At 32.0% G+C, this 15,714-nt stretch carries 14 protein-coding genes; 3 read left to right on the top strand and 11 right to left on the bottom strand.

The genetic code is table 11. The features are described from left to right. Positions 1 to 133 precede the first annotated feature (133 nt). Positions 134 to 337: a hypothetical protein gene (locus tag UMM65_RS16050; protein ID WP_321977993.1), complete on the top strand. Its 204-nt coding sequence runs from the start codon at positions 134 to 136 to the stop codon at positions 335 to 337. Between the two features lie 256 nt (positions 338 to 593). On the opposite strand, the gene UMM65_RS16045 is transcribed toward UMM65_RS16050, so the two are convergent. From UMM65_RS16045 to UMM65_RS16020, 6 genes are all read right to left on the bottom strand, one after another. Next, positions 594 to 1,778: a peroxiredoxin family protein gene (locus UMM65_RS16045; protein WP_321977992.1), complete on the bottom strand. Its 1,185-nt coding sequence runs from the start codon at positions 1,776 to 1,778 to the stop codon at positions 594 to 596. A 12-nt stretch (positions 1,779 to 1,790) separates the two neighbouring features. Beyond that, positions 1,791 to 2,981, bottom strand: a complete 1,191-nt coding sequence (locus tag UMM65_RS16040) for a TlpA family protein disulfide reductase (RefSeq protein WP_321977990.1) — start codon at positions 2,979 to 2,981, stop codon at positions 1,791 to 1,793. Positions 2,982 to 2,995: 14 nt separating this feature from the next. Then, positions 2,996 to 3,661: an MORN repeat-containing protein gene (locus UMM65_RS16035; protein WP_321977988.1), complete on the bottom strand. Its 666-nt coding sequence runs from the start codon at positions 3,659 to 3,661 to the stop codon at positions 2,996 to 2,998. Positions 3,662 to 3,732: 71 nt separating this feature from the next. After that, positions 3,733 to 5,133 carry a RagB/SusD family nutrient uptake outer membrane protein gene (locus tag UMM65_RS16030; protein ID WP_321977986.1) on the bottom strand — a complete coding sequence of 467 codons (1,401 nt, stop codon included), beginning with the start codon at positions 5,131 to 5,133 and terminating at the stop codon, positions 3,733 to 3,735. Positions 5,134 to 5,157: 24 nt separating this feature from the next. Continuing rightward, positions 5,158 to 8,709, bottom strand: a complete 3,552-nt coding sequence (locus tag UMM65_RS16025) for a SusC/RagA family TonB-linked outer membrane protein (protein WP_321977984.1) — start codon at positions 8,707 to 8,709, stop codon at positions 5,158 to 5,160. Between the two features lie 97 nt (positions 8,710 to 8,806). After that, positions 8,807 to 9,964 (bottom strand): FecR family protein, encoded by a 1,158-nt coding sequence (locus UMM65_RS16020; RefSeq protein ID WP_321977982.1) that lies wholly within the window; start codon positions 9,962 to 9,964, stop codon positions 8,807 to 8,809. Positions 9,965 to 10,080: 116 nt separating this feature from the next. Here UMM65_RS16020 and UMM65_RS16015 point away from each other — a divergent pair, with 116 nt between their 5' ends. Further along, complete coding sequence (locus tag UMM65_RS16015) at positions 10,081 to 10,680, top strand: RNA polymerase sigma factor (protein ID WP_321977980.1); 600 nt, start codon at positions 10,081 to 10,083, stop codon at positions 10,678 to 10,680. A 78-nt stretch (positions 10,681 to 10,758) separates the two neighbouring features. On the opposite strand, the gene UMM65_RS16010 is transcribed toward UMM65_RS16015, so the two are convergent. From UMM65_RS16010 to UMM65_RS16005, 3 genes are all read right to left on the bottom strand, one after another. Then, a complete protein-coding gene (locus UMM65_RS16010) occupies positions 10,759 to 11,217 on the bottom strand; it encodes a Dps family protein (RefSeq protein ID WP_321978037.1) in 459 nt (152 codons plus the stop codon). Between the two features lie 17 nt (positions 11,218 to 11,234). Next, positions 11,235 to 11,435 (bottom strand): transposase, encoded by a 201-nt coding sequence (locus UMM65_RS17670; protein WP_415859568.1) that lies wholly within the window; start codon positions 11,433 to 11,435, stop codon positions 11,235 to 11,237. Positions 11,436 to 11,667: 232 nt separating this feature from the next. After that, positions 11,668 to 12,267, bottom strand: coding sequence for a helix-turn-helix domain-containing protein (locus UMM65_RS16005; protein WP_321977978.1), 600 nt, complete (start codon positions 12,265 to 12,267; stop codon positions 11,668 to 11,670). A gap of 719 nt (positions 12,268 to 12,986) precedes the next feature. On the opposite strand from UMM65_RS16005, the gene UMM65_RS16000 reads away from it, so the two are divergent. Beyond that, the gene (locus UMM65_RS16000) at positions 12,987 to 14,270 is read left to right on the top strand and encodes a site-specific integrase (RefSeq protein WP_321977976.1); all 1,284 of its coding nucleotides are present in this window, start codon (positions 12,987 to 12,989) and stop codon (positions 14,268 to 14,270) included. A gap of 183 nt (positions 14,271 to 14,453) precedes the next feature. Here the strand turns inward: UMM65_RS16000 and UMM65_RS15995 are convergent, their stop codons facing one another. Next, complete coding sequence (locus UMM65_RS15995; RefSeq protein WP_321977975.1) at positions 14,454 to 15,197, bottom strand: hypothetical protein; 744 nt, start codon at positions 15,195 to 15,197, stop codon at positions 14,454 to 14,456. A 39-nt stretch (positions 15,198 to 15,236) separates the two neighbouring features. Beyond that, positions 15,237 to 15,714: DUF4138 domain-containing protein (locus tag UMM65_RS15990; protein ID WP_321977974.1), on the bottom strand; the 478-nt coding region annotated here is incomplete at its 5' end.

The following is a 15,714-nucleotide window of genomic DNA, read 5'->3' as shown; positions in this document are numbered from 1 at the left end:
CACTAATAACAAGTCAATCTTTTTTTCCAAAGACAAACCTAAAGGAGAAAAAACTAAAGATTGAGTGGAATTAGAAGTTAATTATGTTTAATTTTATAGTGATAAATCTTCAAATAAGTTATTGAAATCATTAATGTTACAACATAAACTAGATTTGGTTGATTTGAAAAGGAACGCTAAAAATGAACCCATTGCAATTGATACCATAAAAATCTATAATTTAAGGAATATGAGAGGTGGTGTTGCTAATGGGTTAAATTCATTAATTTATGAAAACAATCAAGTAGATTGTTTGGTTCAATTGTTTGGGAAAATTACTATGCCCCATATAAATTAGTATTTTTCAAACAACCTTGTTACCTATTTATCAAAGTAATACCTATTTTTTTATTATAATTAACCTAAGGCTTTTAAACGTTCAGCGAAACGATTCTTTAAAAGGTGTCCACAAATTCTTGGAAAAGTGAATAATGGTGAATATTTTGCTAGAGATAGCTTCAATTTGAAAAAATTAGTACATGACTATAAAGCATAGTACACCAGTGCAAAGTAACAATAGTCAAAAATACTAAGTAAGACTTACTTATACCTTTTTATTTAACCACTTTAGTATCAAATATTTCTGAAAGTTTTTTGATTAGGTTATTGCCTCCTCTAAGCTCATCATATTTTGCAATTATTTTTCCTTCAGGATCTATCAAAAATGGTGCTGGAATACCTCTGATGTTGTATAACTTTGCCGTAGGATCTTTCCAACCCATTAAATTTGAAACTTGTGTCCCTGGTAATTTATCATGCTCAATGGCTTCTAGCCACGCTTCTCTTTTTCCAGGGAAGTCATACGATACACCTAACACTTCGAAGCCTTTATCTTTATATAAATTATAGGCTTCTACCACATGCGGATTCTCTTTTCTACAAGGTACACACCAAGATGCCCAAAAGTCTATAAGCGTATATTTTCCTCTAAAAGAACTAAGAGAGACTGGGTTGCCGTTAACGTCAGGTATTGTAAAATCTGGTGCAATGGCTCCAATTTTTAAATTGTTAAGTATCTCTATTTTCTCTTCTAATTTTAAAAATCCCAAAGTTGAGCTGTACTCGCTTGGGTATTTTGTTAACATACTTGTAAGTTCTTCAGCATTATATTTAAACCTAAGCTTAGTATTTAAAAGGTATAATGATGTCGCATTTGTATTATTGGCAATATAGTCATCATAAAACGCTTTATATTCTTTTGTTATTTCTGTATAAATTGAATCTAAAGGTGCTCTTAAGATTGAATCTCTTTGTTTATTTTCCTTAACCAACTGATCCCACTTTACATTCAAATCCTTTTCCTTATCTTCTATAACTTTTATACGTTTTAAGTATTCTTCGTATGTTACTTGTTCTTTCTCCTTCCCATTTATGGTTGATGCTATAGTTTCATTATTTTCTGTTTCAACCTCAATCTGCATATCCTTATCTCCAGCAAAAAAACTTACGAGAGAAGATCTGGGAGTTTTGTTTTTTCCCACACCCACATAATATATTTCCTCATAAGGCTTTTTATCTATATGAAAAATGTAATTTTCCCTGCCTAACTTCAAAGAGTCTACAATGTCTAAACTAATCTTATTGACTAAGTACAGTAAATTTGTAGAATCTTTAATACTGTAATTTGGTAATTTGACATCTATCGCTATGGTTTTACTTTCTTTTGTACATGCAGTAAGTATTGTAAGCAGTACAATTATAGGTAGTTTGTGTAGTGTCTTATTTTTTAATGGTTTCATTTTACGTAAGTATTAATGCGTATTTGACTTATTGCTGAGAGTACGTTCAATTAATTTAAAAGCATCATCTCCAACACCCGATTTATGGTATATTATCTTTCCTTTTTCGTCAAGTAATACTTTGGTTGGAAATATGGTAACGTTAAAAACATCGACTAAATTTTTTAGTGAATCTTTCGCTGGTATATGATGCCAGTTATAATTATGATCGTTCACAAATTTTCGCACTTTTTTTAATCGATCGCCTTGGTTTACGCCTACAATGGCCAATTGATTTTTATACTGCTCATGGTATTTTTTTAGTCTAGGCATTTCAGAAACACAAGGTCCACACCAGGTGCCCCAAAAATCTAGCAACACCATCTTACCACGTAAGTCGTTTAAATTAAATTTACTACCTGTTATTAAATCGGTGCTGATTACTGCAGGAGCCATATTACCAACAACCACAGATTTGAGGGCAATAACTCTTGTATTAAGCGATTGGTAAAAAGTACTTGTTTTTAACGCTTCGCCATCGAGTTCCTTAAAAAGGGTTGCTATTTCTTCCTTAGAAATTAAGGATTTGGCATTTAAATCGTTTACTAAAAAGGCTGATAATTCAGAAGTAGGATTTTGTTTTATAAAATCAATAGTGTTATTTAAAATTATCGCTTCTACATTAGCTATAGAATCTGTAAGTTGTTGTTTCTGTTCTGCTTCATTAGACTTTGCTCGTAAAACCTTGAAATTAGCAAGCTTATTTTGAAGTGGATATAACACTTTATTTAAAGAAGCCAGCTCCTCATTAATTGTTGTACCAGATGGATACGCCTCAACAAAATCGGTAATTTTTCCATCAAATTTTACAATAGCACCATCAGATACAAAAAACTTAAATTTATTGGAAGGTGTGGCTATAGAACTTCTTTTATTGGGTCTTTTTTCAATACGTTCTATTCTTGGCCAGATTTTAACCTGGCTTGGTGCAAAGGTTTTTCCTGTATATTCAAAAAAACCATGGTCAACCTTTATGGTATCCCAAACACGGTTACCCGATGCATCTCTACCGTCAAAAAACATCACCTTTGTATCTAAATTTTCTATTTTACCAGAAACTTTAAAAGTGTTTGGAGGTAATGTGTCTTGTTGCTTTTTAGATTGTTGACAAGAAAAAAACAGGAATATTAGCGTAAAAGCTAAATAGAAGTATCTGTAAGACATATAAGCTTTAAATTTTATAATGAGATGGCTATCTGCCAAGAGCCTTCTTTGTATATATCAAAAATGGCTCTATAAGAAAAAGACTCAAAAGTAAATGAGACATCAATATTTTTTATTGGAAAATTTACATTTTTAAGTACAACAGCATCGTTTCTATTTTCAATAAACGAATTGTTAGCATCGGTAATTGTTAATGGCGGATTAATAATTCTACCATTCGCATAGATGGTTATTTTTATTTCGTTAGTAGTTTTCTTTAAAACTTCTTGAAAATCAACTTTTCTAACTCCTTGATTATTTGTTACTACATAGGGTGTTTTATATTTACCTAGGTATTTCCCTTTTTTAAAATAGCCTTCTTGTATTTCTGTTTCTCCGTTGGCTTTAACAAGTGTTAGCACGCCTTTTCCATCCATTTTACCTTTTGCAAAACTTCCTTTATATATGTTACCATTTCCCCATGTATAGGTGCCTTCGCCGTGCGGATATCCTTTTTTAAAGTCGCCTATATAAGTGTCTTTTTCGCCTTTAGCTTCTCCTTTACCATGAGCAAGTTTCTTTTTACATGCCCCTTTATATGTGGTGTTGATTGATTGAAGCTTAACTTCACACTCTGATTGAGCATAAGCAACACTATTAAACAGTAATATCACGAATGTTAAAACATATATTCTTTTCATTTGAAGCTTTGTTAAAAACACCTAAAACCTGAAGAGTTTCCAAATTTTAGGTGTTATCTGTTAGTACTATTTTAATCTCTAGGATTTTGCTCCATATCTGGATTAAACCCAATAACCTGTAACGGAATAGGGAATACATAATTATTAGAATTGGGTTCTAATGTGTAATCTACACCATCTAAGGTATGCGTTATTGTTTTTGCAAACTGCGGCTCTTTATTAAGGCGTTTTAGATCAAACCATCTCAAACCTGTTGCCAATAATTCTATCCTTCTTTCATTTAATACCTTTTGCAATACTTCATCGGCATCAGATGACATAATATCTTGATAAAAATCTGGCAAAATTCTATTTTTTCTAATCAAATTGATATCATCTAACGCACTTTGAAGATTGCCAAGCCTGGCATTACATTCAGCTCTAATTACATACATTTCTGGTACCGAAATGGCATGATTAGAGAGCATAGGAAATGCCTGCCAAAGTCGTGCCGAGAAGAATCCTCCAAAATCGTTTAGGCTTACTAATCTTCTCAAATCACCATCTTCAAATAAGGCCTCAACTTCAGGAGTTATGTATCCTAAACCGCTAAAACCTCCTGATGCTTGAAAGTTACGGTGGTATACCTGTTCTTGATTAAATACGTCTTCTAGAGCTATTCTTGCCTGGAATTGAGCTGCATTATCGAAGTTTGGGTCTTCTGTGACAATACTTGTATAATTGCCCAAAAAGCTGTTTTCATCCAAAGCACTTTCTACGTTTTGTAATGCCTCAGTATATTTGCCTTGAAAAAGGTAAGCACGAGCAAGTAAGCCATAAGCTGCTGCTTTGGTTGCCCTAAAACGACTCGTATTATCTGAAGGCAAGTTACCTATAGCTTGGGTAAGGTCCTCAATGATAAAATTATAAACGTCTTCGACAGAAGATCTGCGTGGCGTAGGTAAGTTAACATCAGGCATCGTAATAATAGGAACACCCAAGTCTGATGTTGCCGTATTACTGTCGTAATGTTTGGCGAATGTATTTACCAATAATAAATATTCTAATGCTCTACCTGTTAGTGCTTCTGCTTTAATAGATGCTTTTAAATCTTCATTATTACCCTCAGCAGCATCAATTTCATCAATTATCAAATTATATGTGAATATATTTCTATAAGGTACAGCCCATAATGTAGGGTTTTGATCTTCACTGTAAATAACCTCATCCCAAATATAAGAAGCACGTTGTTTGCTACCTTCTGGTAAAAGAAGATAAAATGGGCTTTGTATATCATAAAAATCGTCTGCAGCATAAAAGATGACCCTCTCATCATTTGAACTGACAATTTCATTGCTATTTAATAATAACTCATAATCTTCTATTGTAGTAGGAATTAATAAGCCTGTAGGTTCCACATCTAAATAATCATCACAGCTAAAAAATAAAATTGTGATACAGGTATATGCTAAAAATTTTGTTATATTTTTCATTATTTCGTCTGTTATTATATTAATTTAAAACGATGCTCTAATACCAAATGTAAATGTTGGCTCAATAGAGAAAAAACGTCTTCCTAAACCATGTGCTTCTGGGTCAATGCCTTCATCATTCTTAGCCCAATAAAAAAGATTATCTGCCTGAAATCTTATACCTAAATCTTTAAACGGCGTTTTAGACAATACGTTTTCATTAAAATTATACGAAAAGATAAGCTCCCTTAATTTTAGATAGTCTGCCTCTAATACATTAATGTCGGCACGGGTAAACAATCTCTCAATATTCTGAGGTGCTGACGCTGCAGCAGGAATATTTGTAGTAGCTTCATCTCCAGGCTGTCTCCATCTACGATTTACATCACTATGGTATGAAATAGGAACTGCCGAATATATGCCGCCATACGTATCATTAATCATTACATGCCCTCCATTATAGACAAATAAAAATGACAGTTCGAAGCCTTTATATCTTATATTATTCGTAATACCACCACTAACTGTTGGGTCTACGGTACCTGTATGCACAAGATCAGTAATTTCTGCTGCTCTAGAATCTGTAATTACCGTACCATCTTCCTTAATTGCGGTAGCACGACCTTCTTCATCTAACCCTCCAAATCGATAGCTAAACAAGCTATTGGCAGGAAACCCTTCAACTATGGCAGGTACGGCAACTCTAAAGGCAGGAAGATCATTTTCGATAAAGACTCTCTTCACCAAATTTTTATTTGTTCTAAGGTTGATATTTGAAGACCATTGAAAATTTTCTGATTGTATTATATTAGCATTTAACCCTATTTCAAAACCTTTATTTTCAATGGAAGATTGGTTTAAAACTAAAGTTGGAAATCCACTAGTTGGATCTGTCTGTACAGGTGCAAGTAAATCCTCACTATTTCTGTTGTAATAATCTAAGGTAAGGTTTAAACGGTTTTTAAAAACAGATAGGTCTAAACCAATATTTGATGTATATGTACTTTCACGTCTAAGCTGATTATTAGCAGGACTTAAGATGCGATTAGATTGTGATTGTGTTCTAAATGCAAATTGAGTTTGGGCAATTGTAAAGGGACCTTGCAAATTATCTATATTACCATTTACACCATAGGTATAACGCAGGTTTAGGTTATCTATAAAACCGACATTAAAGAAAGGCTCGTTTGATACGTTCCATGCTAAGCCAGCAGACCACAGAGGCTTATATCTAAACTTAGGATTTGTGCCGAATAGATTAGATTGGTCGACACGTATGCTTCCAGAAGCGGTATATCTACGCTTGTAAGTATAGGAAGCGTTTCCATAAGCAGAAACAAAGCGATTTACTTGCTCAGTAAAATTGTTGAAACCTAAATTTGGGTCATTAACATCAAAAAATAGGATACTACTATTAGAATCTTGTGTGGGTATACCCTCTCTCAATCCCAATTCGTTAATAGACTGGAATTGTAAGCTAACAGGGTTGTATCCAAATCGAGTCACAATGCTACCTGTAGAGGAAATGCTTCTTAATTCAAAACCTGCGATGCTATTAATTATATGATCAGAATTAGAGAAATTCTTATTAAAATTTAATAGACCTCTGAGTGTATATGATTCTCTATCGCCTCTGGTAGCTCTTAAACTTCCTCCTAAGGGGATGTTATAATCTTCTGGACTCCCAGTAAATGAGTTGCTTGCGGCATTGTTGATTATATTTCTCATTTCTCGGGAATCACCTGATGCAAAACGATCACTTTTTGAATTACCATTTTCATATTGAAATCCAATAGTACCCTTTAAATTTTTTAAGATGTCTATATTTAATAAAGCCTGAAGTCTCATATTAAAACTTTTACTACTAATCGATCGTTCGTTAAAATCTGATAGTGGTATAAAGGTTTCGTCTAATAAACCTAAATCTATTAATCGCTGTATTTCTGATGGGCTTTTACCACCTGTTCGAATATCACCAGTAGATACACCAAGAGAGCCTAATTCTACTGGTAATGGGTTGCCATTACTATCTCTTAAAAGATTATACGCTGGTAAACCCAACAATACATTTCTATCTAAAATATTTTCTTTAGAATTGAAAAGCGAAAAATTTCCAGAAATATCTAATTTTATTTTATCTGATAGTTGCGAACTATTTCTTAAATCAAAAATAACTCTATCTGCATTTTGAGTTGGTGTATTTGGTTTATTATTTACATAATTTAAAGAGGCTCTATAGGTGTTTTTAGCAGACCCACCACTTATGGAAACATTTTGCTGCAATTCTGTGGCATCTTTAACTAGTTCGTCCTGTAGTTGTGATAAGTTATCTGTTCCACGTAATCCGTTGATGATGTTATTGGCTTCATCTTGTGTAATTACGCCAAATTGTGCCCTATTCAATGCGTTATAAACGCGATCAATATTAAAAGTAGCATCTAGAAAAGAAGGTGAACCGTCTACAAATGTGCCTTGATGCAGATCAATTATATCATCAGTAGTAGCTCTTTGTAAGCTATATGAAAGATCTGGAGCTTGTGTTATAGCGTAACTGCTGGTGTAATCTACTCTAAATTTCTCTCCTAAAGCTCCTTTTTTTGTAGTAATTACAATAACACCATTTGCAGATTGAGATCCATATATAGAAGCTGCTGAGGCATCTTTTAATACGGTTATGGTTTCTACATCATTTGGGTTAATGGTAGAAAGATCACCTACCAACGGAAAACCATCTACTACTATAAGAGGATTAGCATTACCTGTTACAGTTGCCAAACCTCTAATATTTAATTTTCTTGCACCTTCTTCCGTAGGATCTGGAGTAAGAACAAGCCCAGGAACCAAACCTTCTAACTTATTTGTAATATTAGTTCTGGTTTTTCGGTCCAATTGTTCGTTAGTGACATTTTTATACGCAGCAGTAGTTTCGTTTGCTTTAATTTCTTGATACCCTGTTATTATTACCTCATCAAGTTGATTAGCACTTTGAATAAGCTGAATGTTTATTTCAGAACGATTTTCTACTTTAACTTCTTGAGTGGTATACCCAATATAAGAAAAAACCAAAATTGCATCAGCACTGCTAACTTTAATAGTATAATTACCATTAAAGTCTGAAGCAACACCATTTGTTGTACCCTTTTCAATAACAGTTACTCCAGGCAATGGTAGCCCTTCATTATCTGTTACAACACCTTTAACCTCATCTTGTAAAGAATTAGCAACTTCAGGTTTCTTTGTTAAAAGAATAGTTCTGTTTTTTGTTAATTGATATGCATAATCACCATGAGATAATACCTTTATAATTAAGTCGTGTGCTTTGATTAAGCCTTTTTTTAATTGAATCTTTGGGCTTGCCTTAAATGCATCTGACTTGTACACAAAACGATAATCAGTTTGTTTTTTTATCATTTCAAAAACTTCATCTGCTGTCACTAATTTATCTGAGTCTATATTAATTTTAACATTTTGCGAAAAAACATTACCAGAGGATAAACTAAAGACTGCTGTGCAAAATAAGAATATAAATATTTTCATAAATAGTATAAGCGTTCTTCTCTTAGCCAAGAAAAGCACCGTAGTAAATTTTAATTCCATAAATTTGTAAAGTGTTAGTTAATATTTATTTTAATTAATACCTAGAAAGGGAAACAATGGTTTGTGTCTGAAAATTCGAACCATGTTTCCTTATTTTTTATTTAAAAATTATAGTTTTATCTTTAATTTCATATATTAAATCATTAGGATTAGCAATAGTTAAAAGAATTTCTTCAATAGATTGTTCTTTACCTAATACTCCTGTAAATTCAACTGATTCAATTTCAGGATTAGTAAAAATAACATGCACATCATACCATCTTGAAAGGGTTTTCATTATATCTTTTAATGCCATATTCTTAAAACTAAATATGCCATTTTTCCAGGCTATTACCTCTGAAATATTTACATCATTAAGCACTTCAATAGTTCCTGTATCAATATTCATTATAGCCTGTTGCCTTGGAGTTAAAAAATTATTGTTTACCAGATTCTTTACTAACACTTTCCCTTCAACCAAGGTGGTAATTATATATTCTTCATCTTGATACGCATTAATATTGAATTTGGTACCTAAAACTTCAATGTCTTGTAAATTAGAAGTTACTTTAAACTTTGAATTATTGTTTTTTGAGCTGGGAGAAACATCAAAATAAGCCTCACCATATAGTAATTCGACAACTCTGGTCTTCCCTTTAACAAATGAAACAGGATATTTTAATTTTGATGCTGAATTTAACCAAACTTGGGTGCCATCTGAAAGTTCAACGTAGAATTCGCCTCCTCTAGGCACAGTAATGTAATTATATTCAACTGTAGCAGTTATTTTATCATTTTGTTTCTTCGTATACACTAACCCCTTACCGTCACTATAAACTTTATTAGTGGCGAAGTTTTTATCTTCTTCGATAGTAATTTGTTTGCCATCTTCTAAAGTTAAAATAGCTTTGTTAGTACCTGGAACGATAGCCTTTTCTTCTACAGTTTTATATTCTAAATTTTTAGTAGTTGTATTATACCAAAATGGCACACTTAGTAAGAACGCAAGTACAGCTACTGCTGTTGTTTTATAAAAGTTTTTCTTGAAAGTTTTTCTTTTTCTTTCTTTTAACTTTCTTTTAATATTTAATCTTGCTTCTTCTACATTAAATTCGCTCATACATAAATTTGTTATATGATTTGTTTTTACAAATCGATTAAAAAAAGGTAAATTTTCAGTATTCCCTAGCCAAAAATCTAAAATTTTAAGGTCATCATATCCTGCTTCATTATTTAGAAATTTAATAATAATTAATTCTATTTTTGACTTACCCATTTATGCTTAGTTTACAATATAGACGTGTAAATTTTATTACCCCCTCTATTTTCTTTTATTTTCTTTTCATTTTTTTTACATTTGGCAAACTAAAAACCATTAGAACTTTTTAAAAATTGAATATAAATAAAGATCATTTTTTAATTGCACGTCTAAAAACTGGAGACGGCAAGGCATATGACATGCTTATGGATCTTTATTATCATAAATTATGTGCTTATGCACTTTCTTTAACAAAAGATAATGTTCAAGCCGAAGATATCGTCCAAAATGTTATTGTAAAGATTTGGACAAAAAGAAAAAAGATTGAATTTTCTTCGTCATTAAAAAATTATCTTTACCGCTCTGTGTATAATGAATTTATTGACGAATTTAGAAAAGACAAGAAGCTGCTTTATTTAGAAAAGAAGTACTTAGAAGCACTAGATCTGGTTATAGACGATAAACAGCTTGATATTGACTTTTTAATGAATCTCGTCAATAAAGAAATTGAACAACTGCCTTATAAGTGCAAAAAAATATTTATTTTAAGTAAAAAAGAAGGTCTTACGCATATTGAAATTTCAGAATATTTAAACATTTCTATTAAAACTGTCGAAGGGCACATAACAAGAGCTTTTAAAATACTTAATGACAAGCTTGGCGATAAAATTAAGCCTATATTGTTTTTGCTATTTGATTTTAGAAATACTTTTAAAAGCTACAATTTAGATTAATGATGTAGCGTTTTATTAACAGTTTAATAGGCTAATGATAAAAATTTTACACGTACAATTTCTTGTGTCCTAAAAAAATTATTCCTGTAAAAAAGAGCTATACATCCAAACCAATTTTTCTTGCTCTCTAATATAATCGCTCATTAGAGCATTAGTGCCTTCATCATCAATTTCTGAAGATAAGTCTAAAATATGTCGCTGTTTTATCAATAATGTTTTAAAAGCATTTAAAATTTGTGCTACACACTCATTGCCATTGCTTACCTTAGTCGCTTCTTTAATTTCGGAACTTTTTAAATAGCTAGTGTATTGATGATTTGGATGGTAACCTAACGTAAGTATTCTTTCGGCAATATCATCTATCTTTACAAAAAGATCATTATATAACTCTTCAAATTTAACGTGTAATTCAAAAAATTTATCGCCTTTAATATTCCAGTGAAAGCCTCTTGTGTTTTGATAAAAAATTGAATAATTAGCCAACAAATCATTTAACGAATCTGCTAACTCTTTTGCTTTTGTATTATCTAAACCTATGTTATACCATTTCTGATTTAAAAATACTCAAAAAATGTTTTAGAGTATAATTCATAGCCAGTAATAGATTTAACTAACCGAGGATTGAGCTGATTAACCATCTCTGTAATTTTATCTTGCAATATTGTAATATCTTTAAAGAGTTTCATTGTCACTTTAGCTTTCATCCATTGCCAAACTTTCTCGGCAGGGTTTAGTTCAGGACTGTAAGGCGGAATTCATATAAGTTTGATATTATCAAGGACACTAATGCTTTGACAAGCACGGAATCCTGCGTTATCGATGATGATGATTTTAAGTTCTCTAGGGTTTTGTTTACTAAAATCGTTAAGGAACCCTTTAAAGATAGTATTGGAGAACCATGGTGTCTCCAATAGAAACTATCTTCTGTAATAGGTGAGAAACAGCCCTAAAGCCATAACCATTTATAACTATGCTGGTATCTTCCTACTAGTTTTGTTTGGTCATCAACCTAAACCTGCTTTCATCTTGAAAGTAAAGGTTCATACTATCATACTTATCTTTATTTAGAATAGTTCTAACCTCAAGTAGCCTATCCGGTAGTTTTTTAAAGGCCTCTACAGCCTTGTCATCTTTTTTATGATGGGATTTTCGTGCTACTTTTAGAACACTATTATAATGGGCTCGACAATGACTGTAAAGTGTCTTGTAATTTAAAACCAAACCAAAATGGTTTTCAATCCATTCCAAAAGCTCTACATAACTTGTTATGCTCGTGGATGAATCCGATAACTTTACTGATAGTGCTTCTTTAACTTCTTTAGGAATTTGCTCTTTGCGAGAACCGCGACTTTTTATCTTTAAATAAGAGGCTATCCCTTCTTGGGCATATAGCTTTAGCCAATTATATATAGTCTTACGTTCACGCTTAAGCTTTTTTGCCAATTGGTAAGTGTAGCTAACTTTACCTTGTTTTATTAATAATAATGCTTTTGCCCTCTGATATTCCAACAGCTTGGTCTGTTGATTAAGTAAAGCCTTTAACTCTGACTCACTTTCATGAATAACTATGTCTATTTGTTTTGCCATATAGCAATATACAAATTATTGAGTAAATTAACAAAAGAAATAGTATTAAACAATATTTGAGCATCGACCAAACGAAAGACAAAATTTTGGAGCGGAAAGGAAACGGAATAAGCGATGGAAGAAGAGATGGCTTTATGCCATCCCTTTTCCGAAAATATTTTGCGACGTTTATATTTCGGAAATATTGTATGAATACTCTCTACCACAAATTTTTCTATAGAAGTTAACCGCATAAAAGACCTATATTGAAATAGATGAACAGGATATAATAAACAGAGTTTGAAGAGCAAATAAAAGCCATAAAATAAATGACTTTTTATATTGGTTTGGAATATTACAAATTATATATTTGCACCATCAGAAAGTAAAGCATTTTACTTTAAGTTCATTTATAATATCGTCAACAAATCGGCTAACAGTTAAGTTTCAGAATCTGTAACAGACTGATAACTATAATATTGTGTGGTTTGGGTATAATCCTGCCACCCCGACAGATAGGGTATTGAAACAAAACATTGAATACCTAAACAAATGAAGGCCAGTAAAATACATTTTTACTGGCTTTTTTTGTTTCCATTTGAGGGCATATCTCTTAGTGTCCTATTTCGTGTCCTATTTTTTTGGAAATAAATTCCTAAATTTACAGTTCACGGCCCGTATTTGACTTTCGTGGCGATTTGGCTTTCGTTTAACTGATTTTTTAATTAGAAACGAAAGTAATGACAACTACACACACATTTAACGTCCATTTTTGGTTGAAAAAGTCTTCAATCAAAAAAGATGGGACCGCACCCATCTATGCACGGATTTGGATAGATAGTACTCCCGTTGATGTAAGTACGAAGGAAGCCGTTTTAGAAGAGCATTGGTGCACTCTAGCAAGTCGAGCAAAGAAAAGGGTGAAAAACGCAAAACACATCAATGAAGTTCTTGATGATGTACATTCCAAAATTAAAAAAGCTTACGAACAACTCAAAGAAGAAGGCAGGTTTATTACGGCACATGCCGTAAAGCAACGGTATTTGGGCAAGGATAAAGCTATTTTGACCTGCAAAGAACTTATAGAATATCACAGGGACAAGGAACTAAAAAAATTAGCCCAGGGAACCATTAAGAATTACCGTGCTACCGAAAAATATATTGACCGCTTTATTAAAAAAGAATTCAAATCGAATGATGTCCATTTGTGCCAATTGGACTATTCATTTATTGTGAAATTTGAAAGCTACCTGCATACCTGCCCTCCCCTACGCCAATCCCAACCATTGAACAATAATGGAATCATGAAGCATCTCGAACGTTTGCAAAAGCTTACGAACATAGCCTTTAAACATGGTTGGATCAGAATAAACCCGTTCGCATTGTACGAATTGAAATATGAAGAATTTGATGGTCCTTTTTTAGAACAATTTGAGCTAGATGCAATCGCAGTTGTTCCAATATCCAATGAAAGCATGAATTTGGTAAGGGATATTTTTGTTTTCGCTTGTTATACGGGGCTATGTTATATAGAAGTAAAGAACTTAAAAAAACAGAGCATTGTCAATGGAATAGATGGAGAGCAATGGATTATGGTAAGACGCCAGAAATCGAGTACTCCCGTAAAGTTGCCATTATTGGACGAAGCCAAAGAAATTTTAGAAAAATACAAGGATTATCCATGTATTGGGAACAGCTATTCGCTTCTAAGGGTATATAGCGACCAAAAAATCAATAAATATCTTAAAGAAATAGCTAAACTCAGCAATATTGACAAGAACCTTACCTTTCATGTGGCACGTCATACGTTTGCAACTACAGTAGCACTTTTAAACGGGGTTCCTATCATAACCGTATCTAAGTTATTGGGGCATAAAAAATTATCGACAACCCAGAGATATGCTAGGGTAGTTGAAAAGAAAATCAGCAAAGATATGAACCAATTAAAAGCAAAACTAAAAACTAATTCTAGAAAGAAAATTGAATACAGGGACACGGCCTACAATCATTTGAAAATAGTGTGATAGGGCAATTGATTTCAATTTGCGATGATCTATAATAACCAGGTATAGTTTGGTCACGGATTAAGTTTCTACTTTAAATTAAAAAGATTAATCTATCGTAGAAAATAAAGTATATAATATTTTAAGAATAAAACCCGACTCAAGTTATTTTAACTTACACACTTTTTAGGATAGTGTCTTTGTTTACCTACTTTTACGTTTAATTTCAAGTATTTGTAACAACTCTATTAATTCTTTGATACCCCTAAAATGATAATCATAACAAATTTTTAGAATCATTGAGGGAATTACAGTAATCATTACATGAATAAATAAATACGATATGGTAGTTATTACATAAGTTGGAACCAGTTCTTCTGGAATTTTCTCAATTCCATTATTTATTACGGTGGTTAAATGGGCAAAAAAGTCGTCCGAATTTGTAAAGGCTTTGGATAATAAAATAAAAGCTCCACTTACGGCCGTAATTGTGCTTAAAGTAAATAAGATAAATTTTTTGTGCATTGAATCTAACTTCTGATGTAATTCTCCGAGTACAAAATTAAAATCTAATCGCCATCCTTGATTTTTAAAAAGCATTTTCATCTCTTTCTTTCTAAACTTCAATATAGCTCGGGGTAAATCAGATTCATTTTTTTTAAAAAATTTCTTAAGGTACGCTTGTACAGCAATATTCTTTCTTCTATTGACAACTGCAAACAAACCTAATTTGAAAAGTATAAATAAAAACAAATCAATACTGAAAATTATTGATAACAGTAACCAAACCCAGGAATTAAACAAAACTGCAAAGCCAATACTAAAGCTAATCAATAAATGGGTAAATACAATACCATTGATGAACTTCATTTTCCATGTAAAATTCTTGGAAGCTATTTTTTCAAAGATAAGTTCATTGTTATAATGCTGAAGAATTTTTTCGGTCATAATTTTAAATTTTTGACCAATATACTTATTCTTACCAAATTACATCTTCAACTCCCTATTCCCATTTTTCTCATTAATTTGAATGGATAGCTTTTCAGAATCCCCTAGGGTAAATTTGGGCATTACCACAACAAACTTATTAGTTTTTCCATTTTTGAATACTTCAGGAAGATTATAAGTAAATATAGGTTTTATTTGTAATTTCTGAAAGGAAGATTTTCTTCTTTTATTGGCATTCACACTGTAAAAATTAATATAATCGACTTCAAAATCAATTCCTGATCTGTTATTGATTTCTATAACCGCATATACTTCAGAACGGTTATAGACCAACTTTTTAAGGGAGAATAATATAGCCTTATCATGTCTTGATTTTTGAACCGGATGTTTTTTGGTCAGCAAATACGCACTAAATTTTTCAAAATATTCTTTTCGATATTGATAGGGGTTTTGAGTTTGAGATTTTAGCAAAGAATCTTGTTGAACCTGTTTATTTTCATCTTTTTCCTTTTTAGGG

Origin of the sequence: Aureibaculum koreense, from assembly GCF_034296135.1 — a bacterium.
In the GTDB taxonomy this organism is placed as follows: Bacteria; Bacteroidota; Bacteroidia; order Flavobacteriales; family Flavobacteriaceae; genus Aureibaculum.
The sequence above is the reverse complement of the archived record's forward strand: the minus strand, read 5'-3'. Positions and strand labels throughout refer to the sequence as shown.